This window comes from Streptomyces sp. NPDC093260, assembly GCF_040683715.1.
Lineage (GTDB): Bacteria > Actinomycetota > Actinomycetes > Streptomycetales > Streptomycetaceae > Streptomyces > Streptomyces sennicomposti.
In genome coordinates this window covers 1-23,263 of the sequence record NZ_JBFBEK010000047.1, presented here as the reverse complement: position 1 = coordinate 23,263, position 23,263 = coordinate 1, and the positions used below count along the sequence as shown (strand labels likewise).

The 23,263-nt window shown below is 71.6% G+C and carries 21 protein-coding genes, 1 tRNA gene, 1 other RNA gene and 1 pseudogene; 18 read left to right on the top strand and 6 right to left on the bottom strand.

Annotated features, from left to right (window positions below):
- Positions 1-179 precede the first annotated feature (179 nt).
- The gene (locus AB0N63_RS34735; RefSeq protein WP_365535717.1) at positions 180-2,099 is read left to right on the top strand and encodes a copper resistance protein CopC; all 1,920 of its coding nucleotides are present in this window, start codon (positions 180-182) and stop codon (positions 2,097-2,099) included.
- Positions 2,100-2,148: 49 nt separating this feature from the next.
- Here AB0N63_RS34735 and AB0N63_RS34730 read toward each other — a convergent pair whose 3' ends face one another.
- A complete protein-coding gene (locus AB0N63_RS34730; protein ID WP_365535714.1) occupies positions 2,149-3,081 on the bottom strand; it encodes a DUF72 domain-containing protein in 933 nt (310 codons plus the stop codon).
- A gap of 312 nt (positions 3,082-3,393) precedes the next feature.
- Here AB0N63_RS34730 and AB0N63_RS34725 point away from each other — a divergent pair, with 312 nt between their 5' ends.
- The 3 genes and pseudogenes from AB0N63_RS34725 to AB0N63_RS34715 form a co-directional block, all read left to right on the top strand.
- Positions 3,394-3,582 carry a hypothetical protein gene (locus AB0N63_RS34725; RefSeq protein ID WP_365535711.1) on the top strand — a complete coding sequence of 63 codons (189 nt, stop codon included), beginning with the start codon at positions 3,394-3,396 and terminating at the stop codon, positions 3,580-3,582.
- A gap of 51 nt (positions 3,583-3,633) precedes the next feature.
- Positions 3,634-4,692, top strand: a complete 1,059-nt coding sequence (locus AB0N63_RS34720) for a DUF2637 domain-containing protein (protein WP_365535708.1) — start codon at positions 3,634-3,636, stop codon at positions 4,690-4,692.
- 58 nt (positions 4,693-4,750) lie between these two features.
- A pseudogene (locus AB0N63_RS34715) lies at positions 4,751-4,957 on the top strand (SulP family inorganic anion transporter); the annotation flags it as partial.
- Between the two features lie 618 nt (positions 4,958-5,575).
- Here the strand turns inward: AB0N63_RS34715 and AB0N63_RS34710 are convergent.
- The 4 genes from AB0N63_RS34710 to AB0N63_RS34695 all read right to left on the bottom strand — a co-directional run bounded on the left by AB0N63_RS34710 (position 5,576) and on the right by AB0N63_RS34695 (position 9,086).
- A complete protein-coding gene (locus tag AB0N63_RS34710; RefSeq protein WP_365535705.1) occupies positions 5,576-6,757 on the bottom strand; it encodes an ImmA/IrrE family metallo-endopeptidase in 1,182 nt (393 codons plus the stop codon).
- Complete coding sequence (locus AB0N63_RS34705) at positions 6,726-7,454, bottom strand: hypothetical protein (RefSeq protein WP_365535703.1); 729 nt, start codon at positions 7,452-7,454, stop codon at positions 6,726-6,728. The genes AB0N63_RS34710 and AB0N63_RS34705 overlap by 32 nt, the downstream gene beginning before the upstream one ends.
- 242 nt (positions 7,455-7,696) lie before the next feature.
- Positions 7,697-8,347, bottom strand: coding sequence for a GNAT family N-acetyltransferase (locus AB0N63_RS34700; RefSeq protein ID WP_365535701.1), 651 nt, complete (start codon positions 8,345-8,347; stop codon positions 7,697-7,699).
- Positions 8,328-9,086: a GntR family transcriptional regulator gene (locus tag AB0N63_RS34695; protein WP_365535699.1), complete on the bottom strand. Its 759-nt coding sequence runs from the start codon at positions 9,084-9,086 to the stop codon at positions 8,328-8,330. Before AB0N63_RS34695 ends, AB0N63_RS34700 begins: the two co-directional genes overlap by 20 nt.
- Positions 9,087-9,546: 460 nt before the next feature.
- Here AB0N63_RS34695 and AB0N63_RS34690 point away from each other — a divergent pair, with 460 nt between their 5' ends.
- The 12 genes from AB0N63_RS34690 to AB0N63_RS34635 all read left to right on the top strand — a co-directional run bounded on the left by AB0N63_RS34690 (position 9,547) and on the right by AB0N63_RS34635 (position 21,115).
- Entirely contained in the window at positions 9,547-9,819 is a 273-nt protein-coding gene (locus tag AB0N63_RS34690; RefSeq protein ID WP_365535697.1) for a DUF6284 family protein, read from the top strand.
- Entirely contained in the window at positions 9,816-10,118 is a 303-nt protein-coding gene (locus AB0N63_RS34685) for a DUF6303 family protein (protein WP_365535694.1), read from the top strand. The genes AB0N63_RS34690 and AB0N63_RS34685 overlap by 4 nt, the downstream gene beginning before the upstream one ends.
- Positions 10,115-11,122: a DUF2637 domain-containing protein gene (locus tag AB0N63_RS34680; protein ID WP_365535692.1), complete on the top strand. Its 1,008-nt coding sequence runs from the start codon at positions 10,115-10,117 to the stop codon at positions 11,120-11,122. The genes AB0N63_RS34685 and AB0N63_RS34680 overlap by 4 nt, the downstream gene beginning before the upstream one ends.
- Positions 11,122-11,460: an RRQRL motif-containing zinc-binding protein gene (locus AB0N63_RS34675; RefSeq protein WP_365535690.1), complete on the top strand. Its 339-nt coding sequence runs from the start codon at positions 11,122-11,124 to the stop codon at positions 11,458-11,460. The genes AB0N63_RS34680 and AB0N63_RS34675 overlap by 1 nt, the downstream gene beginning before the upstream one ends.
- A 77-nt stretch (positions 11,461-11,537) precedes the next feature.
- Entirely contained in the window at positions 11,538-13,145 is a 1,608-nt protein-coding gene (locus tag AB0N63_RS34670) for a hypothetical protein (protein ID WP_365535688.1), read from the top strand.
- 2 nt (positions 13,146-13,147) lie between these two features.
- Positions 13,148-15,259 (top strand): hypothetical protein, encoded by a 2,112-nt coding sequence (locus AB0N63_RS34665; protein ID WP_365535686.1) that lies wholly within the window; start codon positions 13,148-13,150, stop codon positions 15,257-15,259.
- A 211-nt stretch (positions 15,260-15,470) separates the two neighbouring features.
- Positions 15,471-15,953 (top strand): hypothetical protein, encoded by a 483-nt coding sequence (locus AB0N63_RS34660; protein ID WP_365535683.1) that lies wholly within the window; start codon positions 15,471-15,473, stop codon positions 15,951-15,953.
- An 86-nt stretch (positions 15,954-16,039) separates the two neighbouring features.
- The gene (locus AB0N63_RS34655; RefSeq protein WP_365535681.1) at positions 16,040-16,750 is read left to right on the top strand and encodes an SAM-dependent methyltransferase; all 711 of its coding nucleotides are present in this window, start codon (positions 16,040-16,042) and stop codon (positions 16,748-16,750) included.
- Positions 16,747-17,586 carry a bifunctional DNA primase/polymerase gene (locus AB0N63_RS34650; RefSeq protein WP_365535678.1) on the top strand — a complete coding sequence of 280 codons (840 nt, stop codon included), beginning with the start codon at positions 16,747-16,749 and terminating at the stop codon, positions 17,584-17,586. The genes AB0N63_RS34655 and AB0N63_RS34650 overlap by 4 nt, the downstream gene beginning before the upstream one ends.
- Positions 17,587-17,588: 2 nt before the next feature.
- Positions 17,589-19,067, top strand: coding sequence for an ATP-binding protein (locus tag AB0N63_RS34645; RefSeq protein WP_365535675.1), 1,479 nt, complete (start codon positions 17,589-17,591; stop codon positions 19,065-19,067).
- Positions 19,068-19,520: 453 nt separating this feature from the next.
- The gene (locus AB0N63_RS34640) at positions 19,521-19,754 is read left to right on the top strand and encodes a helix-turn-helix domain-containing protein (RefSeq protein ID WP_223001287.1); all 234 of its coding nucleotides are present in this window, start codon (positions 19,521-19,523) and stop codon (positions 19,752-19,754) included.
- An 80-nt stretch (positions 19,755-19,834) separates the two neighbouring features.
- Positions 19,835-21,115 (top strand): site-specific integrase, encoded by a 1,281-nt coding sequence (locus tag AB0N63_RS34635; protein WP_365535671.1) that lies wholly within the window; start codon positions 19,835-19,837, stop codon positions 21,113-21,115.
- Positions 21,116-21,177: 62 nt separating this feature from the next.
- Here AB0N63_RS34635 and AB0N63_RS34630 read toward each other — a convergent pair.
- Positions 21,178-21,265: transfer RNA gene (locus AB0N63_RS34630), tRNA-Ser, on the bottom strand.
- 72 nt (positions 21,266-21,337) lie between these two features.
- Here AB0N63_RS34630 and ffs point away from each other — a divergent pair.
- Positions 21,338-21,434, top strand: an RNA gene (gene ffs / locus AB0N63_RS34625) — signal recognition particle sRNA small type.
- A gap of 211 nt (positions 21,435-21,645) precedes the next feature.
- Positions 21,646-23,263 (top strand): DNA polymerase III subunit gamma and tau (locus tag AB0N63_RS34620; protein WP_365535668.1); only part of this gene is annotated, 1,618 nt, incomplete at its 3' end.

Sequence of the window (23,263 nt, the reverse complement as noted above, 5' to 3'; positions counted from 1 at the left end):
GCCCGGCACGCGAACCCCGCCGTGCCCGTCACGCGAACCCCGCCGTGCCCGCGTCGCCGATCTCGCCGTACCGCGCGGTGAGTGATCCGCAGTCCCGCCCCGTACGTATCCGCGAGCCGCAAGTCCCCGGACGGAGAAGCGACGTGACCCGACGGCGGTGCGAAGGGTGCGAACAGCACGTGGGACAGGCGGGGGACGCCGGTGCGCGCCGGCGGCTCCCCCGCCTTGCGCTGCTCGGCGCGCTCCTGGCCCTGCTCCTCCTCGGCAGCGCGGGTACCGCGTCGGCCCACGCCGGTCTGCGGTCCGCCGACCCCGCCGACGGGACGGTTCTCGCGTCGGCCCCCCGCGCGCTCACACTGACCTTCACCGAGTCCGTCGGCCTGCTCGACGACTCCTTCCGGCTGTTCGCCCCCGACGGACGGCGGGTGCACACGGGCGAGCCCCGGCACGCACCCGGCCGTTCCGACACGGCCCGGGTGGCCTTCCCCGCCGGGCTGGGGCAGGGCACCTTCACCGTGGCCTGGCGGGTGGTGTCGGCGGACAGCCACCCCGTCTCGGGCGCCTTCACCTTCTCGGTGGGCAGACCGTCCCCCGCCACGGCCGCCGTCGACACGGGCCCGGCCGAGGACCCCCTGACCGGCAGCCTCTACGACCTCGCCCGCTACGCCGCGTACGGCGCCGCCGCCCTGCTCGTCGGCACGGCGGCCTTCGTCCTGCTGTGCCGCCCGCCGGACCCCGGCCCGCTGCGCCGTCCGCTGGCGGCGGGCTGGTGGCTGCTGCTCGCCGCCACCCTCGCGCTGCTCCTTCTGCGGGCGCCCTACGAGTCGGGCGCCGGCCCGGCCTCCGCCTTCACTCCCTCGGCCCTGTCCCGCACGCTGACCGGCCGCCCGGGCGTGGTCCTGCTGACCCGCCTGGCCCTGCTCGCCCCGACGGCCCTGTTCCTCGTACGACTGTGCCGACGCGGGCCGCAGCCGGACGCGCCGGGGGAGGGCCGTACCCCAGTGCGGCGTGAGGGCCGCACCCCCACTCCCTCCCGCGCCACCCTCGCGACGGGTGCCGTACTCGCCCTGGCCCTCGCCCTGACCTGGGCGGCCTCCGACCACGCCTCGGCCGGCCTCCAGGTCCCCGCGGCGATGGCCTCCTCGGTGCTGCACCTGCTGGCGATGGCGGTGTGGCTGGGCGGCCTGACGGCACTCCTCACCACCTTGCAGCGCACCCCCCGGCCGACCGACACCGACACCGCCGACGCCCTCACCGGCCGCCATACCGCGACCGACACGGACACCGCCGTCGCCGCAGCCGACACGGACGGCACGGCAGGCACGGCAGGCGCCGAAGCGACGGACCGCACGGACGGCACCGCACCCACCGCACCCGGCACACCGCTGGCGGTGACGGCGGCCCGCTTCTCCCGGCTCGCCTTCCTGGCCGTCACCGTCCTCGTGGCCACCGGGGTCTACCAGTCCTGGCGCGGTCTCGGCTCCTGGCCCGCGCTCACCGGGACGGCGTACGGGCGGCTGCTGCTGGTCAAACTGGTCGCCGTGGTGCTGCTGCTCGCCGTGGCGGGCGGCTCGCGGCACTGGACGGCACGGCTGGCGGCGGCGCGCACCGGCCTGCGCGCACTGCGCCGTTCGGTGCTGACGGAAGTCGCCGTGGGCGTGGGGGTGCTGATGGTGTCCACGGTCCTGAGCGGCACCCTGCCGGGCCGCGCCGCGACCGAGGCGGCCGAGGCCGGGCCCGTGGCGGCCGGGGTGCCGGGCGCATCCGTCACGGAGATCCCGTTCGACACCGGCTCGCCCGGCGGCCGGGGCAAGGTGCAGATCACGCTGGAGCCCGGCCGCGTGGGCCAGAACGCCGTGGAGGCCGTGGTGTTCGGCCCCGACGGCGGCCTGTCCACCGTCCCCGAACTCCGACTGTCCCTGTCCCTGCCCGACCGCGACATCGGCCCGATCGACGCCCGGCTCGTCAACAGGGGCGGCTACTGGGGCAGCGACTCCCTGAACCTGCCGTTCCCCGGCGCGTGGAGCGCGAAGGCGACGGTGCGGGTGTCGGACCTGGACCAGGGGAGCGGGTCGAGAACAGTGCGGATCGCGCGGTAGAGCCGGAGCGGAAGAGCGCCGGCGCCGAGAGGGAGAAGGCGAAACGCGGTCAGAAGAGAGTGAGGGAGGAGGAGTCGTCGGAGGGGGCGCCTCCGCCGTCGAGCAGTGCGCGCATCCGCTCGGCGGCCCGCACCGCCGCGTCGCCGCAGCAGTTGTTGAACAGGACGTGCACCCGTTCCACCCGCGCGGCGAACGCCCGCACCCGCGGAAGCCACTCCGCCAACTCCGTGTCGGTGTACTCGTGGCGGAACCGGTCCTCCTTGCTCCCGGTGCCCCAGGCGGTGCTGCGCCCGTGGAAGCGGACGACGGAGAGCCGGGGCGAGGTGACCGGCGTGACGGGCGGGACGGAGACGGGCAGCGACTGCGTCATGTCGACGGCGACGGCGGCGAAGCCGTGGCGGCGCAGCAGCGCGGCGGTCGCGCCGGCCTGCTCCTCGCGCCACCACGCGGGGTGACGGAACTCCACGGACACGGGCCACTTGGCGGTCCGCCCGGCGCACTCGGCGAGGAACTCCTCGGACCGCGGGCCCGGCCGGAACCACGGCGGGAACTGGAACAGCACGCTGCCCAGCCGCCCGGCGCGCCGCAGCGGCCCCAGGCCCTCGGTGAACCGTTCCCACACGGCGTCCAGCAGCGCCGGGTCCCGCGGGTTCCGGGGATCCTGCGGGCCGCGCCGGTCTCCCGAGACCCCGGCGCCCGCGCGCAGATCGGGCGGCAGGGCGGCCTCCCGGGTCGGATGGCCGGTGAGCAAGGAGAACGCCTTCACGTCGAAGACGAACCCGTCCGGCGTCCGCTCGGCCCACAACCGGCTGTTCCGCTCCCCGGGGAGGGCGTAGTAGGTCGAGTCGACCTCGACGAGCGGCAGCCGCCCGGCGTAGTGCCGCAGCCTCCCCTCCGGGCTCCGGGAGCCGGCCGGGTACCACCCGCTGCGCACCAGCATCGGGTCCGTCCACGAACACGCACCGACCAAGATCTCGCCCATGCCGCAGCGGTTACCCCGAACGGCGCAGCGGGCACGGCGCCTCGGCACGGCGGGCGGCGCAAGAGGGCCCGCGGCCGTCCGGACCGTAGATGCGATGGAAGGCAAATCCGTACGTTGGCCCACCCGGGGGGCCCGCGGACCGGCTCCGTTCTCTTTCCGTGACCTCTCCTATTCCGTTGCGTTATGTCGATGTCTGCGTCCATTTCGTCGGCTGGACGGATGAAACATCCGATAGCACATATAGGTCTAATCGGGGAATTCCTTCACCCGTTTGCCGCGCATCCGGGAAAGTCGGGTGGCGTTAGTTCGGATATGACTAAGGCAAACGGGGAAGGGCACTGGGGCGCGCTCGTGGGCCGCGAGCGGCAGGACCCGAGTGCCGGAGCGACCGAGCCGCTGCTGCGGGACCCCCTGGGCGCGATGAGCGCCCTGGAGGCCGATCTCGCCCGGCGCTGGGTCGGCCCGGAGGTCCGGCGGCCCGTCTTCGCGCGCCCCGAATAGCCGGGCCGCGTCATGTATGACGAACGTATCGACGGACGCCCGGACGGGCGTATGGATGGTCGCATCGACGGTCGGCCGGGTTATTCGACCGATTATCCTTACGCCTACCCCTACGTGAATCCGTATCTGAATCCCTACCTCGACGGACCGGGCGAGGAGTACACCCCCGTCCCGGAATCATCGGCGGAAACCGGGACCGTCACGGGAACGGGCCGGCACAGGGCCCCGACCCAGTTCTTCTCCGGCCCCCTGATCCCGCCGGACTCGGCCTGGGACCCCGCCGAGGAACTGGCCTTCATGCTCCAGGACGCCATGGCGCGGCAGCAGTGGAGCATGCCGGACCCCAGGGACGAGTTCCACCAGGTCCCGCAGAACCAGCCGGCCGCGGAGGACTTCCCGCCGGAGGCCCCCGAGGCGGAAGGACCCGCGGCCGAGGAAGCCCCGCAGGCCCCGTCGGCGGAACCGGCGGAACCGGTGGAGCAGGCGTCGCCACCGGCGCGGCCCGCCACCCCGGCCTCGCCTCTGGCTAACCTCCAGGCGATCACCGAGGAACTGCCCCCGCTGGTCCGGGGGTCCCGGGGCCACCGGAAGATCCGCGAACGCAAGCGCCCCAACACGATCCGCACCGCCAGCCGCGTCCTCGCCGCGGCGGCCGCGGTCACGGCGTCCTCGGTGAGCTTCTTCGGCGGCATGGTCGCCTACGAGCCGCTGCGCGTCGTGGCGGTGGCCCGGATGCACGAGGGCATCGCGTCCTGGTGGCCGCTGCTGGTCTACGGCCCCTGGCTGGTGGCGTCGCTGTCGGTGCTGCGCGCCGCACTGCACCGGCGGCGGGCGGTGCACTCCTGGTGCGTGGTTCTGTTGTTCTCGTCCATCGCGACGCTGCTGTGCGTGATCCAGGCGCCGAGGACCATCGTGGACATGGCCGCGGCCACGCTGCCGGGCCTGGCGTCGCTGGCCTGCTTCCAGCAACTCGTACGCCAGATCACCCTGACCCGCCCGCCCCGCCGCCGCGCCCCGCGCCACCGCGTACGCCGCATCCAGCCGGAGCCGAAGGCGCGCTCCTCGGCCAAGCCCCACTCCCCGGCCCCGAACCCGGCCCCGGCCGGCTGAGGGCCGGGGCCGGGGTCCTGCCGGGCCGGAGGCCTGCCCGGTACGGCTGGACGTGGAGACGGTGGTCCCGGACCCGATCGCGGGACAGTACGGGCCGGGCGGCGTCCTCACCGTGGGCTGACGGCGGGCGTCATGCTCCTCGGCCTGGCGGCGCTGCGGGCCGGCGAGTACATGCAGTACGTGGCCCGTCCCTGTCATCGGGGGCTTCACCCTCGGCGCCGCCTGCGTGACCGGCCTCCAGCAGGCTTCGAACGCGCTCGGCGTGCGCCGCGATACGCCCCGGGCGGCGCCGGGTCCTCGACTGGGCGGGTGCGCTCGGCCCCTCCGCCCGGCGGGCCGCGAGTACGCCACCACCCCCGAGGCGATCCAGGACGCCCAAGCCCACCTGGAACGGACCGGCGTCCTGAGCACCGCCCCCACACGGACCCCGACCCCGACACGGACCTCGGCCCCGACACCGGCCCCGATGCGGGCGGTCGCCGACAACCGCGCCCACGGGGCGCGTCGCTCCCGGCGTGGACCGCTGCTGGACGACGAAGGCCCCGGCGCCGAATGAGACCAAAAGTGAGACCACGCACGTCGAAGGGCCCCACCTTGCGGTGGGGCCCTTCGACATCGTGCCTGGTGAGGCACTGGCGGAGGATACGAGATTCGAACTCGTGAGGGGTTGCCCCCAACACGCTTTCCAACTGTGCGCATGGTCGTGCGGAGGCGTACGTGGGCGTTCGCACAGCAGCTCAGGCGGGGTGCGCGTACGACGGTGAACGGCGGCGCTCATTGGCGCACTGGACAACGACCAGGACAACGACAGGCGGAGGACATCCGCTGGCTGCTGGCGGCAGACGCTTAAGTCGACTTACGGAGACCTATCAGCTACCAAGCTCTACTGCGCTGCTCTTCGAAGAGTTGTCGGCGACTGTTTGGCGCGCTGAGCGAAGTTCAGGACCTTGCCGTCAGTGCGAGGCATCGACGCTTCAGCGGCAGGCCTCTTACTGACCGGTTGGGGAGCAATGGAGCGCAAGACCGTGGGTTGGATCGCAAGCTCGTCCGAGGCTGGCAGGTATGGCCTGTCTCCATACTGGCGCTGTAGCAGGCTCCACAGGAGCAAGGGATCCTCTTGGCCAACTGACACAGGCTCCTCCTTGCGCCAACCTCGCTGAGTTAGCTGCACATAGAGCGAACGTTTGCGGCTCTCATCGATGTTGCCTACAGCAGCACCGCGAAGGATGAGGGCTTGGATGGATACGCCCCAAGCTTGCTTGCGCCGGGCGAAGCCCTCCAGCGTCAGGCGGTCTGTCATCTCCTCTCGCGCCCGCTCGTATGGCACCAGAAAGGCGCCCGCGAAACGGTTAGCCTCTCCTTCTGGGTCCACTGCATGAGGCCTGAACGTATGAAGCACGAGGTGGCCAAGTTCATGGGCAAGGGTGAACCGGTCGCGATCTCCCTGGGGGCCAGGGAAGTATGCGATCAGCGCCGTTTCCCCGATCCCTGCCCAGTACGACACACCGAAGTGCTTGTTTGTTGGGCTGATGGAGTCACCCGTTGGGTCAGGTAGCACGATGGGAGCCACAGCGATCCCCGCCCGTTCCAGAGCACGGGTCAGGTGTGGGATCGGCTTGTCAGCAGCCAGCCGCAGGGCGACGCGAGTCTGCGCTGCAAGCTCCTCAATGTCGTCGTCACCAACCTCCGCCTCACTGGCGAACGGAAGAGGTGGAGCCGGATAGTGAGCCCGGCCCGTGATCTCTTCTGTTACGCGGAAGCCTTCGCCGTAGAAGGCACTGATGCGGCGTGTGACGGTCCTGCTAGCAGTTGCCATCTTGCGGAAGCGCAGGGAGTCCAGCGGTACAGAAGACGGCCTCGCGTAGAAGAAGCTCATCGGGGTGTCGGTGGCTTCAGCGATGACGCGGAGCCGGTCCTCTGCCGGCTCTCGGGCACCCGTCTCGACTTGTGAGATCCAGCTCTGACTGATCTTAGTTAGGCGATTGAGGTCGGCGCCAGTGAGCCCGAGAAGGTCACGGAGGGTCCGCAGCCGCTCACCAGGAGAAGCCTCCAGTGCCGTCGGCATCGTTCGTCTCCTCGTTCGGAAGTTCTAGTTCCAGACCTTCATCTTGCGGCTCGAAGTGAAGGTCGCGCAGATCGGACGCGCTGGTGAGGAGCGGGAAGTCAAGATCGACTAGCTGCTCCTTGCCGAACCGCCAGGTGCCAATCGTTCGCACCACCCGAAACAACGGTGCACCTTCAGCATCGATACGCCAGAGGATAAGCAGGTCGTTGTCCTCCGGGCCGAGCAGGGTCGTCTGGCCGAACTTCGTCAGCGGCCGGTTCTGGTAGAAGGCCCGGCGCTGACGGTTGGGCCCAGGAGCTGGGACGTGGTCGTCTCGGAAGCCGTGCAGCAGGCGAGTGCGGTACTCATCGTTTGTGAGCCACAGCTCTCCGTTTCGGCGATGGTTGCCGCTGAGCTTCCAGTCTCCGAGGCTGTCAGCGGCCGAGGTGAGCCGGGAGTGGACAAGAGCGCGGGTCATGTGAGTGCGGATCCACCCGTAGGCGTGGCCGTTCATCTCAGGGAGTCGGCGGCGCTGGCGCTGGACAGCCCAAGCGAAGGCGTCGTGCAGGGGTTCACAGAGTTGCGCCGCGGCATCACGGATGCGGGCGACCTCATCCTTAATCACAGGCGTGAAAATATCACGGAGAAAGTTAAGGTTGCACGGGTGTGGCACCAGAACGCCCGTGCCCTGCAACGAAACTGACACGAGGTCGGACATACAGGAAGGCCACCCACCAGCGGGGGACAGCGTCACTGGCGGGTGGGCTTGCTTGAATGAGGGTGCCGATACTCACGTCGGCGACTGCGCGGCGTGCCCTGCCCTGCTCCTTCGCCCTCTGATCCGTAGGCGCGTGCGCCCCGAATTGGTGGGGGCACCGGCGAGCCGTGGAGCACGGTTAAAGCACGGCTGTGGTCCAGCGCTGTTCCGTTGTCGTGCGTCGCTGTACGTGGCTGTTGATGTCAGGGTGCCGTCCCGTTTCCGCTGGGCAGGTCGTCGTTAGCCCGTGTGTCCGCACGCTGGTGCGGCACTTCGAGGACGTCTACGGATTCCCTGCGGCCAACAGGCAAGAGGTCATCAGGCAGAGCCAGCTCGCCCGCTCGGCGTTGGGCGAGCCACCCCGACCGGCGGTGGGACGGCGCCTCTGTGCGGACGTGTTGGAACCCCAACCGTTCATAGTAGGCGTGTAGTCCAGTGTTCGAGCGCCACGTGTCGATACGCACCCAGTCGCGCCCTTCCAGGGCAGCAAGGCGGGACATCCAGTCGATGACTCGCGTTCCGAGCTGACGGCCGGACGCTTCGCGCCCGACGATTAGCTTGTAGAGGTACAGCGCCGATTCGGGGCGGTCGGCATCGTTCCAGAAGTCGCGGTCGACAGGGCCACGGCTGACGGTGGCGAGCACTTCGTCACGCTCTCCAATGACGACCCACGCCCGCCCCTCGTCTATGCTCGCGCGCCACTTCGAGATGGCCCGTTCGCCGGTCTCCGGGTCGCTCCACTGGTCGGTGCCCTTGGTGCGTAGCCACCCCTCGGCTTCTGCTCGCAGAGCCAAGAGAGCGGGTACGTCCTCCGCCGCTGCGGGGCGCAGGTACTCAGTCAGTGCTGACTTCATAGAGGATCTTGTGCCTGTCTCCGGGAAGGATGGTGACCATGCAGCGGAGGGGACGATCGTCCGCGTCATAGCCCGTTCGGGTGTGTTCCGCGACTGGAGTTGCTGCGGGGAGGCCAAGTTGCTCCGCTTCCTGGTGGGTCGGCATGCGGACTGAAATTTCGTCCACGTACTTGGCCTGTACGAGCCCCACGGAGGCGAGGATGCCGCCGGGCGCGGAGACGTCTCGGGGTTCCATCAGGGGTGTACCGATCACGAGTTCCTGAGGGAAGTACGAGTCGGCGAGCGCATAGGGCCGGTTGTCTATGTACCGGACACGCTTGCGTGCCACCGCCAAGCCATCTGCGGGCAGCCCGAGGCGCTCTCGGACATGCGACGGGGGCACGACGATGGAGACCGAAATTTCCTGGCGTGGGGCGTTTCCGTCCTCCGCGACTGCACTCGCCCACTGGTCGCCGGCAGTCCGCCCCTCCACCGCATTGGCGTGACGGCTCCGGCTCTCCAGCGTCGTCCAGTTCCACACGACAGGGGGGTAGTCCTCGCGAACGTACTTGCCCTGTCCCTGCCCGGTGACGACCAAGCCCTCCTCAATAAGAAGGCGGACGCCGGCGCGGACGGTCTCACGGCTGTAGCCGTACTGGCTCATCATCTTGGATTCGCTGGGCAGGGCTTCACCCGGTGCCAGCCTGCCGGACTGAATCTGTTCGCGCAGGTCATAGGCAATCTCCTGCGCCTTCGTCATACCGCGTCGTACTGCCAAGGCATCCCCTCTGCTCCAGCTCCTCCGTACAAGTTAGACCAGGGGGCTTGACTCGCCAAGCACGACTCGTGCAATCTCATGGGGCGGCACTCCTCCAGACAGGCCGTACGGGGTGTCACGTACGGTTCAGTGATACAGGTGCGCCCGGAGGAAAACCCCGGCTCAGGTAGGGGTCAGTACGAAGGAAGCGCCAGTTCCTTGACAACTGAATGGGGATCACGCCGCCTCTCCTCGGCCAAGTAGGCGGCCACACGGGGCCCCCGTGTGAGGTACAGCGCGACTCAATCTCCGCAGCGTCGCTGCGGCCGGTTGCCTCCGCTGCTCGTCTCGTACGAGCAGCGTCGAGGGGAGCCGGATGTTCCGACTTCAACGGCGTGCGGCCCCGGTGCGGGAACACCGGGGCCGCTGTTCGGGCCGTTCCTGGTGAGAGGAACCAGACCCAATGAGTCTCATCGTCACTGTTCAGGACGTTGTTACCGCGTTCGCCGACTTCATGGAGCCGACGGCCGCCGAGCTGGACGCGATCGAGGAGGAGATGCCCGTCATCCTGGCGGACGTCGAACTGCTCGACGCGCAGATCGCGGTCATGGACCGCACGCCGAGCGAGCTGGACGCCCGCCGCATCCGCCGGGCCCGCCGCCGGGCGCTGGCCGCACGGGTTGCGCTGCTCAACCGCACCGCCGTCGGCGTGAGCGTGCCGGGCGGTGCGGCGTGAGCGGGCAGAAGCCGCCGCGGGAGTTCACCGCGCAGATGTCCGTCCGCGCCGGCCGCTGGCGCCTGTACGTGGCCCTGATGAACACGACCGCGCCGTGGCCCGAGCACTGCTTCGGGCGTGCGCTGCCGGTGCCGACGTTCACGGAGCGCGTGAACGCGCTCAGCGTCCTCGGGTTCGAGCCGGTGCCGGGCGCCGAGTGGGAGTGGACGGAGGACGCCGAGACGCACGGCGACCCGGCGTCCCCGGTCGTGCTGATCGCCTCGCTGCGGGTGCGTTCATGGACGGGGGCGGGCCGGTGAACGCCGTACACGTCCGTTCAGCAGAACGCGCCCTGTCCGCCGGCACGTGGCTGATCGTGGCCGGCGCGATGCTCTATTCGATCCTGACCGTCACCCCGCTCGCGGCGGCGCACACGTCGGACGAGTGGGACTGGACCGCCCCGATTCTGCCCCTGGTGGTGGATGCCGCGGTGGTCATCGTCGTCCGTCTGGACGCCGTCCTGGCCCGGCTCGGGGGCAACGGCGGCCGGTGGCCCATCGCGCTGCGGTGGATGACCGGCTGCATGACCCTCGCCCTCAACGTCGCTGACTCCGCCCTGGCTCATGACCTGGTCGGCGTCGCCGTGCACGCGGTCGCACCGCTGCTGCTGATCGTCACCGCGGAGACCGGCCTCGCCTACCGGCGCGCCATCACCCGTGCCGTGGCGGCGCTGGAGGAACGGCAGCGCGCCGAGCGGGAGCAGCGGGAGCGGGCCGCCGCCGAGCGGCGCGAGGAAGCCGCGCGGCGGGCGCGGGAGGAACGCGAGCACGCCGCAGCGCTAGCGCGCGAACAGCGTGAACACGAAGCCCGGATGGCACGCGAGCAGACCGAGCGGGAAGAGCGTGCCCGCCGTGAGGAACGCGAGCGGGAGGAAGCCCGAGAGCGTGCGGAGCGGGCGGAGCGTGAACGCCGTGAACGCGAGCGTGAACAGCGTGAGCGGGAGCGTGAACGGGCCGAGCGGGAAGCCGCCGAACGCCGCGCACGCGAGTCCCGCGAGCGTGAGGAGCGGGAGCGCCGTGAACGCCAGGCGCGCGAGGAGCGGGCCGAGCGTGAACGCGCCGCGCTGCTGGAGCGCGGCCCGGCCGAGACCAAGCTCCCCGAGGGCGAGGCCCGCGCGATCGTGGCCGCCGCGTTCGGCGCCGGTCTGCCGGTGCGGGCGGCGGCTGAGTTGTGCGGCTGGTCGGTGGGGTGGGTGTCCGCCCGCTACGCCGAGCACCGCGACCCGGCCGCCGGTGGCGCTGAACTCGCGATCGCGGGCCAGTGATGGCGAGCATCCCCGTCTATCGGTGGCACCTCGCCCCTGACGGCCTGGCCACCCGCCGCCAACTTCGGGCGGTGGGGCTGCGGCCCGGCGGTCAGGACGTGGCCGCGCAGCTCGAACGCCCGCGTCGACGGCGCGGCCCACTGGTCGCCTACCTCTACCGCATCGACGCCGCGAAGCCCGTGCGGCCGATGACGCCCGCGAGACGGGCGGCGCTGGAGCGGGCGAATGCGGCTCGCCGCACCTGCCCCGAGTGCCGGCGCGATGCCGGATACGTCATCCCGCCCTCGCTCGGCATGTGCACCCCCTGCGCCTATCCCGAGGAACAGCGCGCCGCCTGACCCCTGTTGGCAGGCCCGGCCAATCGCCTCCTACAGCCCTGGCCGGGCCCTACTCCCCGATGAGGAGTGCTCACAGCATGACGGAACTCAGCACCGAGCCGGTAGCCGTCGAGGCCGCTACCACCGCACCGCCTCCCGCGCCGCCCGACCCCGCGCCCGCCCCGGCGCCGGTCGAGGTGGACCACACGCCCGGCGGCTGGCCGGTCCTCCCGCTCGCCCTGTCCGGGGCGAACACGACCGCGGGCATGGTCGCCGCCGCCTCCCTGGCCGGCGGACCCATCGCCGCCATGGTCGCCGCGACCGGCGCCGCCGTGCTGGGCACGGTCGCCGCCGCCCGCTCCCGCACCCCCAACCCCCGCCGCGACGCCCGCCGCAACGCGGCCCGCACCGCCGGCCGAACCGCCGCCCCCAACACCGGCCTACGCCGCACCAACACGGGTGCGGGCGGCGGCCGGGCCGGTGCCGCCCGTTCGTCCGGCTCGCGTGGCGGGCGCTCCGGTGGCTCGGGCCGCGGCGCGTCGGGGAGCCGTTCGGGCGGTGTCCCGAGCCAGGGCCGCGGCTCCACTGGACCGGCCGCCCGCCACAGCACCGCCGCCACCAACGGTGGGAAGTCCCGCAACAAGGCCGGTCAGGGGGCGTCCAAGCATCTGGCCGGTGGTGTGGGCAAGGCCGTGAACCGGGCCGGGCAGATCAAGGCCCTGCGGGCTCAGCAGGCCGCGGGGGGCGGGTCGCGGGCGGATCGGCGGGCGCAGACCACCGCCGCGCGCCGGGCGGTCGCCGACGCCCGTCGCAACGCCAAAGCCGCAGCCGGCGCCAACCGGCCCGGCAAGAGCAGGGCCGGGGGTCTGCTGGGGGGTGCGGTCCGCAAGGCCCGCGCCGCCCGGGACGCCGCAGTCACCAAGAACCGCGCCCGGCGTGACGCGAAGACCGGCGGCACGGTGGCCGCGCAACGCGCCACCGTGCGTAAGGCACCCGCCCGCCGCGCCGCCCGGCAGGCTTTGCGCCGGTCCGCGGCCCGCTTCCACGGTCGGCGTCTGCTGGCCGCCCTGCTCGCCCTGCCCGTCGGCCTGTTGGGGCTGATCACCACGCCGCTCGGGCGCAAGTTCGGCATCGGCTGGCTGATGCACCCCGGCCGCCGCCTGTACCGGCGCCTGGCCGGCGTCGCCGCCGAGCAGCGCGCCGCCCGCGATGAAGCCATCCGCGAGGGTCTGGCCGAGCAGGAAGCCGCCGCCGATGCCGAAGCCGCCGAGGACGGTACGGACGGCATCGCGGACGGCGTGGAGCGGCCCGAAGCCCTGGTTCCTGTCAGCAGCACTTCTGAGGTGAGTGAAGGAGAGCACGTGTCCGGTTTCCGGTTCGAAGAGGCCGCCGCCGAGATGGAGCAGGCCGCCAACTCCTACGACCCCGACGACTGCATGGAGATCCTGGCCATGGTCGAGGGCCTGCCCGCCGCCCTCACGTCGGTGGCGAACGTGATGAAGATCCTAGCCGAGCGCTCCGACAGCGAGTTCCCGCTGGAGAAGGAGGTCGCGGACGGCTTCAACGACATCTTCGGCGCCCTGATGTCCGCCGTGGCGGTGGCGGAGGACATGGGGCCGCTGTTCCGGCAGGTCCATGCACAGGACATCGCCCGGCACGAGGACCCCCGCAACGGCACCGAGGCCGAGAAGGGCTGGAACGTCTGACCATGGCCACCACCGCCACGAAGCAGCAGCCCAGTGGCCCGGTGCTGGACTGGAGTGCCGGTCACGGACCCGTGACCGGCGCTCTGTCCGCCACCACCGGAGCCTTCGCTGTCGCCACCACCGGCGCCGCCACGGGCATGCCCCCCGGCTGGGCACTGGCCGTCGGCGCCGCCGGAGCCCTCGGCCACACCATCGCCGGACTGCGCGTGCGCAACGCCGGCCGCACCCTCGCCACCCGCGCAGCGTCCTGGCTCGTCGGTGCCGGGTGGACCACGTGGGCCATGGTCCACGGCCCGTTGACGTGGGTGGCGCTGGGCTCGCTCGCCACCATCGGCGTCGGCATCGGCACCGCCGCCCGCTCCACCGCCCTGTACGAAGAGGCCCGCGAGGAGGAGGCCATCGCCGCCGCAGAGCGGCAGATTGCGCGGGAGCTGTCCGCCGAACGCCGGGCCATCGCCGCGGAATGGGTGGACCGCATCCAGCGCGTGTGCTCGATCACGGTGCGGGTGGTGGGGGTGGAGATGTGGGCGACCGGGGCCGGGTTCTCCATCGACGCCGAACTCCCGCCCGGCGGAGCCACTTACGCGAAGATCGCGGCCGAGTCGGCGCGGCTGTCGGCGGACGCCCGGCTGCCGCACGGCTGCACCGCCACCGCCGGGCCTGGTATCCACCAGGGGCGGGTCATCATCGACGTGACCACGTCGAACGTGCTCGCCGAGGAACGCACCTACCCCACCGACTACGGGCCGCTGTCCGTACTCACGGGCATCCCGTGGGGCTACCGGACGAACGCGGAACAGATCCTCGCCTACCTGCGCGAGCAGTGCGCGCTGGTGGTCGGGCCGACCGGGTCGGGCAAGACGAACATGGTGCACGCGATCCTGGCCGGGTTCGCCCGCGCCGAGGACGTGCTGACGTGGGTGATCGACCTGAACGCGGGGTCGGCTGGTCTGCCGTGGGTGCTGCCCGCGTTGAACGGGGAGATCAAGCGGGGCGACGGGCAGCCGGTGCGGCCCGGTATCGACTGGCTCGCCGGCACCTACGACGAAGCCATGACCATGCTCGACACCGCGGTCAAGGTGGCCAAGCAGCGCAAGATGGCCTATCAAGCGCTGCTCGCCGAGCGAAACACCGATCTCCTGCCTGTGAGCCCGCGCATTCCCCAGATCATGCTGGTGGTGGACGAGGGCGCGGAGATCCTGGCCAGCACCGACCGCACCGTGCGCAAGCTCGGGGAAAAGATCCTGGAGGTCATCCGGATCGCCCGCGCCATGGGCGTGCGCACCGTCCTCACCGCGCTGGGGGCCACCGGGAACGTGCTGGGCAACCTGATGATCCGGCGGGAAGCCAAGGTGCGCGTCGCCCTCACCGGGGGCGAGACCGAGGGCATGGACCTGTCGAAGATGTTCCCCGGCAGCCGCGGCCTGCGCGTGGACCAGGCCCCGTTCAAGGGCGCCGGGTTCATGGCCACCCCCGAATCCCCGGCCGCGCTGTTCAAGGCGTGGCGGATCCTCCCGAACCAGATCCGGGACATCATCGCCGCCACCTCCGACCGGCACCCCACCCTGGACGACGTGTCCGCCAAAGCCGCCGGCCCCGCCTACGCCCGCCGCTGGGATGCCGAGCGCACCGCATGGATGCGCGACCACACCCCCAACGACGACAGCGCCACCGCCGGCACCTCCGGACCGGGCCTGAACCTGTCCGCGCTGAACCGTCCGGACACCGAGCGGGGTTCGGCCCATGACGAGATGCTGCGCAAGTTCCGGGCGCAGATCGACGCCGAGTTCGCCACCGCTCCCGAGCCGCGTCCGGAGGCGGACGGCGCGCCGCCGGCCGCGCCGGGCGGGTTGAACCTGTCGGCGCTGCGGGGCGAGCAGGACAGCCCGGCGCAGCGCGAAGCGCTCGCCCTGCTGCTGGCCGCTGGACCGGAGGGGACCGGGGCGTCCGCGATCGCCCGCGCGCTCGCCGACGCGCACGGCACGACCCGTCAGACGGTCGTCGGCTGGCTCAAGACCTGGACGGCGGACGGGACCGCCGTCCGCGTCGGGGAGGGCACCAAGGCCCGCTACGTCCACCGCCGGCACGCCCCCGAGCAGCCTCCGCAGGACTGACCGCTTGTCGCTTGTCGCCCATGGCTCCGAGAAGGGGCCTGGGCGGCTGCGTGAGGCCCGGAAACGGCTTGTGACCTGCAAGGCGACAAGCGACAAGACAAGACAAGCGACAAGCCGCACGACAAGCCAGACGACAAGCGACACGACAAGACAAGGCACGGGCAGCACCCCCACCACACGGGTGCTGCCCGCCGTATGAAGGGACCGTGTTGTGCACCCCAACACCCCGTACGAGATCACCACCGCCCCTCGCCCCGGCCGCGAACCGCTCGCCCACGCGCCTGGTTGGGACGGGCCGCGGATGCTGCCCGAGGAACTGCCGCCCGGCGTGCAGGTGGTCACCCTGCCCGGCGGCATCCGCACCCTCGCCTACACCCAACCCCCCGCCCCGGCGGCGCCGGCCGTGCCGGTCGCGCAGCCGGTCCCGGCGTGGGCCAAGACCACCGCGCTGCTCGCCCCCACCGTCGGGGGCGGCATCGCCGCCGCGTCCGTCGGACTCTCCTACGCCGCACCGGGACTGATCGCCATGAGCCACGCCCTGTGGTCCGCCGTCGCCCTCATCGCCGCCGGAGTCATCGCCGTCCCCCTCATCCTGCGCACAGCGCGCCGACCGGCCGGCCCCGCGCAGATCACCCAGAACATCACTGCCACCGGCCTCTTTGGTCGAGCCAACGGCACCATCAACCACCACTGAAGAAGCCAAGGGCGGCCCCCTCTCGCCAAAGACCGGGCCGCCCTCTCTCCACCCGTCACGGGACTGACCTGATGGAGGTCTCCAGCATGCCCCACCCCACCCCCTCGCACCCACCCCGGCCCACTGACCGGCCTCGGGTTCTGGACCTGTACTGCCACCGCGGCGGCATGGCCATGGGCTACCACCAGGCCGGCTTCGATGTCGTCGGCGTCGACCTCGACGCGAGCTGTGCCGAGGAGTACCCGTTCACGTTCGTCCACGGCGACGCCATCGAGTACCTGCTCGCGCACGGCCACGAGTACGACCTCGTCCACGCCTCCCCGCCCTGCCAGCTCTACACCCCGCTCAACGCCTACAACCACAAGACCTATCCCGACCTCATCGCACCCACCCGCGCCGCGATGCGCGCCGTCGGCCGCCCGTACGTCATCGAGAACGTAGAAGCCGCCCGGCCGGAGATGGTCGACCCGGTGATGCTGTGCGGCCCCATGTTCGGGCTGCGCATGTACCGCCACCGCCTGTTCGAGGCATCGTTCCCCCTCACGCCGCCGCCCCATCCGGCGCACGTCGCGCGGTGTACCCGCAACGGCTACCTGCCCACCCCCGAGCGGCCGTTCATGACCATCACCGGCGGCAGGCACTCCCGCGCCTGGCAACGCGCCGCCGCACAAGCCATGGGCACACCGTGGATCACCACCGTCAAGGGCGTCTGCGAGGCCATCCCTCCCGCTTACGCCCAATACATCGGAAGCGCCGCCCTCGCCCACCTCGCCACCGCGCTGGGGGTGGCGGCATGAGTGAGCACCTGCGCACCGCGCTCGCCCTGGCCGCGTTTCGGGTCCCGGTCCTGCCGCTGCGGGTGGGCAAGGTCCCGTTCGGCAACTGCCGCCGCTGCACGGACAACGCGTGCGGCGGCCGGCCGAACATGAAGACCCCCGGGCCGTGCTCGTGCCCCAGCCCCTGCCACGGCTGGGCCGCCGCGACCACCGACCCGGACGTCATCACCTCGGTCGTGTGGCGGCGCGCGTGGATGCGCGCGAGCGCCGTCGCCTACCACCCGGGCGGGGCAGGGCTGACGGTCGTGGACCTGGACGACGCCGAAGCGGTCGACTGGGCCCGCGAAAACCTGCCGGCCACGCAGACCGTGCCCACGACCCGGGGCGAGCACTGGCTCTACCTCGGCCGCATGCAGTCCGCGAACGGCGTGCGGCCCGGCGTCGACATCAAGTCCACCATGGCCTACGCCCGCTATCTCGGCCCCGGCACCGGCACCATGACCGCCCTGCCGGACACCGTCCGCGCCCTGGCCATCAAGGCGCCCGCCCCGGCCCGTCCGGCGCCGTATGCCGTCGCCGTGCCCGCACGGTCCGGGGGCGGGCAGTGCCCGCACCGCACGCCCGCCTACCTCGCCCGGGGGATCGCCATGGCGGAGCAGCGCATCACCGAGGCGTCCAGCGCCGTGCACGCGACCGTGTATCGCACGTTCCTGGCGGTGCTGTCCACGCACGGCCGGTGCGGCTGCCTCACCGACACCCACATCAGACGGCTGTTCACCGCAGCGCAGGCCAAGGGCGAGACGGCGCGGCACTGCACGGACGCGTGGACCAACGCCCGCACCGCATTGGGGCTGTGACCATGTCCGACGACGAGAAGACCCCGGCCCGCGAGGTCATCACCGACTACGCGCAATCCCACTTCCGGTACTTCCGCACCGCCGACGGCACCGTGTACGCGCAGCGCAACGGCCACCCCGTGGCCCGCCCGATCCGCTCCCAGGGCACCACCGGCAGCCACCGGCAGGAACTCATGGTCGGACTCTTCCGCGACGGTGTCGGCGTGTTCAACGGCACCGCCATGAAGGAAGCGCTGGACCTGATCGAAGCGCTGGCGATGACCGGGGACGTGCAGCCCGTGCACATCCGCGTCGCCCCCGGATTCGACGGTGCGACGTGGCTGGACCTCGGCCGCAGCGACGGGCAGTCCGTCCGAATCCACCCCACCGGCTGGGACATCCGCATCCCCGACCCGCAGGAAGTCTGCTGGCGACGTACCCAGCTCACCGGGGAACTGCCCCTGCCGGTCAAGGACACGGACGGCAAGGGCATCGACCTTCTGATGCGGCTGTGCAACTTCGCCACCGCCGAGACCGAGTGCCTGGCCATCGCCTGGCTCATCGGCTGCCTCGCCCCGTCCGTGCCCGTCCCGGCCCCGTTCCTCACCGGCCCGCAGGGCGCGGGCAAGTCCACCGGCGGGCGGATGCTCGTGCGGATCATCGAGGGCATGACCGGGGACCTGCGCCGGGCCCCGAAGGATGAGGAGAACCTGATCACGGCGGTGGCGGCCGGCTGGGTCACCGCCCTGGACAACCTCTCCCACCTGACCCCGGAACTGTCCGATGCGATGTGCTGCATCGTGACCGGCGCGGAGAACGTCAAGCGCGCGCTGTTCACCGACGGGGACGTCTTCCGGGTCGGCTACCGCCGGCCACTGCTGCTGACCGGCATCGACGTCGGTGTCCTCCGGGGCGACCTCGCCGAACGACTCCTGCCGCTGCGGCTGGAACGCCCCCGCGTGAGGCGCACCGAGACGGAACTGTGGTCCGACTTCGCCGAGGCGCTGCCGGTCATCCTCGGTTCGCTCCTGGACCTCACCGTGCAGGTCCGGGCGGCTGAGGCGGACACTCCGACCGACCTGCGGATGGCCGACTTCGCGCACCTGTGCGCGCAGCTCGACGCCGCCACCGGTCTTGGGGCCCTCGCCGCGTACCGGGCCAGTCTGGACGACCTCAACGACGATGTCATCGAGGGCGACCTGTTGGCGCAGACCACGATCAAGCACGCCGCCGGCCTGGAGCCGGGGAGTGAGCAGCGGATGACGTCCGCCGAATGGCTGCACGCCCTGACGGGCCTCTACTCGGGCGAGGAGTGCCGCCCTCTGCCCAAAGGGTGGCCGACGACCGGCAAGGTGCTCTCCGACCGCCTCAAGCGCCTACAGCCAACCCTCGCCGCCCGGGGCGTCCTCATCGACTGGGGCCGCACCAAGTCGTCCCGCTACATCGAGATCGCGCGGCCGGCCGCCGACCCGACCGCGCACGAGCAGCAACCGGCGTTCTGACCCGGTGGCCGATCACCCGGACAAGCAAGAGGAGCACCCGTCCCCGCGTGCTCCTCTTGCTGTTCGGCGGCATCGCCGCCCTGCGATGGGCGCGCCGCGAAGCGGCCCGTTCTTCACTCTCTGAGCCGCGCACCGCAACAGACACCACCCCCTCCTTTGTCCGAAGTAGGAAGACGCTGCGTCACCTGCGTCACCCGCACCCCGAAAACGGCCGGTGACCAGCCTAAAGACGGGTGACGCAGACGGCCGATCCCTGCGTCACCTGCGTCACCTGCGTCACCCGACGACGGAGGCCTGCGTCACCGATGACGCAGCCCCACCGCGCTGCGTCACCCCGAAACCGCAGGTCAGGGGCCCGAATGACGCAGATGACGCAGGTGACGCAGAAATCCGCACCTCGGACACACGCGCACCCAGCACCGGCCCTTGAGGACTGCCCACAGGAGTGCCCACATGAGCGTCACCGACCTGGACACCACACGACTCGCCAAGGCCAACGGCCCGGCCCCCGTTCTCCTGACCGTCGAAGAGGCCGCCCGATGCCTCCGCATCGGCCGCACCACCTGCTACGCCCTCATCCGCACCGGAGAACTGGAGTCCCTGACCATCGGCGGACTCCGACGCGTTCCCGCCGACGCCCCCGCGGCCTACCTCGCCCGCCGCCGCGCTGAGCAGCGCGCCGCCTGATCACCCCGCACCGGGGTGCCGCCCGACATCCGGGCGGCGCCCCGGGCCTGTCTGCCTTGCACCGACCGGAGGAACTGCCAGTGGCAGAGGAGAAGAAGCGCACTCGCCGGGCCAACGGCGAATCGGCCCTTTACCTGGGCAAGGACGGCCGATGGCACGCCCGTGTCCCCATGGGCTACAAGGACAACGGTGAGCCGTACCGTCGGCACCTGACGCGTCCCACGCGCAAGGAGCTGGTGGACGAGGTCCGGCGCTTGGAGAAGCAGCGCGACGAAGGGTCGGCGCGCCAGCCCGGAAAGCCGTGGACGGTGGCGAAGTGGCTTGAGCACTGGGTCGAGAACATCGCCAAGCCCGTCGTGAGCGAGAACACGTACGACGGGTACGAGGTGGCGGTCCGGGTGCACCTGGTGCCGGGCATCGGTAAGCACCGCATCGATCGCTTGGAGCCTGAACACTTGGAGAGCCTGTACCGCCGGATGCAGAGCGCCGGCAGCAAGGCAGGCACCGCCCACCAGGCTCACCGGACGGCCCGTACAGCTCTGGGGGAAGCGGTGCGGCGTGGCCACGCGACGAAGAACGCTGCCGCGCTCGCGAAGCCTCCCCGGATGGAAGAGGACGAGGCTGAGGTAGAGCCCTACTCAGTCGATGAGGTGCAGAGCCTCCTGCTCGAAGTGAACAAGCGCCGAAACAGTGCCCGCTGGATGCTTGCCCTGGCGCTCGGACTGCGGCAGGGCGAGACGCTCGGACTGCGGTGGTCCGACGTGGACCTGGCCAACGAGTACCTGAAGCTTCGCCGGAACCGGTTGCGGCCGAAGTACGAGCACGGGTGCGGTGAGGCGGCGCCGTGCGGCCGGAAGGCCGGCTACTGCCCGGCCCGGGTGCAGGTGCGGCGCGAGACGAAGAACACGAAGTCACGCGCCGGGCGTCGCGCCGTGCCCCTCCCGGGCCCGCTGGTCGTGATGCTCCGCTCCCACAGGGAAGCGCAGGCGCGGGAGCGGGCGGCGGCCGGGAACCTGTGGGCCGAGTCCGAGTACGTGTTCACCAAGCCGTTGGGCGGGCCGCTCAGCCCGAACACGGACTACCACGACTGGAAGCGGCTGCTGGAAGACGCCGGCGTCCGGGACGGGCGTCTGCACGACGCACGGCACACCGCGGGGACCGTGCTGATGCTGCTCGGCGTGCCGGATCGGGTCATCGACCAGATCATGGGATGGGAGCCGGGCGGCGCCGCCCGGATGCGGGCGCGGTACCTGCACGTGACCGATCCCATGCTCAAGGAAGCGGCCCGGAAGATCGAGCGCGCCATCTGGGGAGCCCCGGAAAACCCCGCTGTGGACAAAGACCAGGACAACGAGGCGTAAGGACAACGTCGAAGGGCCCCCTGTTTCCAGGGGGCCCTTCGACATCGTGCCCGGTGAGGCACTGGCGGAGGATACGAGATTCGAACTCGTGAGGGGTTGCCCCCAACACGCTTTCCAAGCGTGCGCCCTAGGCCTCTAGGCGAATCCTCCGCCGGAAACATTACATGACCGAGAGGAGTGCTCGCGAACTCGTTCCGCACCGCCGGCATCAGGTAGGCTTCTCGCAGCCCCTCACGCGGCGCTATCTGACTGAACTCCCCCAGGGCCGGAAGGCAGCAAGGGTAGGTCGGCTCTGGCGGGTGCGTGGGGGGCCCTTGCGTTTCCGGGGAGCGCCGGCGACCGCCGGGCCGCGGGGCCGGCTTCGCGTCCGTGAGGCCGTGGTGCGGTTCCTGTCCGCAGGGCCGCGGCGCCGGTTTCCCGGGCCCCCGGTCACGCGTCCGCGCCCGTCGGACGTACCGCCGTGTCGTGCGTGACGGAGGCCTTACCGCTGGCCCGCCGTTTTGTCAGTGGTCGCCTATAACCTCGTATGCGTGTCGTCTCTCGCGCTGTACCGCCGCTACCGCCCCGAGTCCTTCGCCGAGGTCATCGGGCAGGAGCATGTCACCGACCCGTTGCAGCAGGCGCTGCGGAACAACCGGGTCAATCACGCGTACCTGTTCAGCGGCCCGCGCGGATGCGGCAAGACGACCAGCGCCCGCATCCTCGCCCGTTGCCTGAACTGCGAGGAAGGCCCCACGCCCACCCCCTGCGGCACGTGCCAGTCCTGCCAGGACCTCGCGCGCAACGGCCCCGGCTCCATCGACGTCATCGAGATCGACGCCGCTTCGCACGGTGGCGTGGACGACGCCCGTGACCTGCGGGAGAAGGCCTTCTTCGGGCCCGCCCGCAGCCGGTACAAGATCTACATCATCGACGAGGCCCACATGGTCACGTCGGCCGGGTTCAACGCGCTGCTCAAGGTCGTCGAGGAGCCCCCGGAGCACCTGAAGTTCATCTTCGCCACCACCGAGCCCGAGAAGGTCATCGGGACGATCCGGTCGCGCACCCACCACTACCCCTTCCGGCTCGTCCCGCCGGGCACCCTGCGGGAGTACCTCGGCGAGGTGTGCCAGAAGGAGGACATCCCGGTCGAGGAGGGGGTGCTCCCGCTGGTGGTGCGGGCCGGCGCCGGCTCCGTGCGTGACTCCATGTCCGTCATGGACCAGCTGCTCGCCGGCGCCGGGGCGGACGGTGTGACGTACGCCATGGCCACCTCGCTCCTCGGGTACACCGACGGCTCGCTGCTCGACTCCGTGGTCGAGGCCTTCTCCTCCGGGAACGGCTCGGCCGCCTTCGAGGTCGTCGACCACGTCATCGAGGGGGGCAACGACCCCCGCCGTTTCGTCGCCGACCTGCTGGAGCGGCTGCGCGACCTGGTGATCCTCGCCGCCGTGCCCGACGCGGCAGAGAAGGGCCTCATCGACGCGCCCGCCGACGTGATCGAGCGCATGCAGGCGCAGGCGCAGTCCTTCGGCGCCGCCGAGCTGAGCCGCGCCGCGGACATCGTCAACGAGGGCCTGACCGAGATGCGCGGCGCGACCTCGCCCCGCCTCCAGCTCGAACTGATCTGCGCCCGCGTGCTGCTGCCCACCGCGTACGGCGACGAGCGGTCCGTGATGGCCCGCCTCGACCGCCTGGAGCGGGGTGTGAGCTTCAGCACGGGGGCGGGGGCCCCCGCGACGGGGTACGTGCCCGGGGCGGATGCGCATGCCGGTGCCGGGGGCGGGGCGGCTGTTCCGCCCGGTGGGGGCGCCGCGGCGGCCCGGGCAGCCGTACGGGGCGTTCCGGGCGCGCCTGGGGCGGCCCCTGAGGGGCCCGGCGGCGGCCCGGGCGGTTCCGGCGGCGGTCACGGTGGCCAGGGCGGCCCCGGGGCGTTCCCCGCGGCCCCGAGCGGCCCTGCGTCCGCGCCCTCGTCCGTGCCCTTGGGTGACCGCTTCCAGGAGACGCCCGCGACGGCGCCCGCGGCCGCACCGGCGGCACCGGCTGCACAAGCCGCCCCCGCGGCCGCCGCCCCTGCCGCAGCGGCGGCAGCGCCCGCACCGGCCCCGCAGGCCGCACCGGCGGCAGCGCCACCCGGCGCCTGGCCCGCCGCGGCTGCCGCAGGCGGTG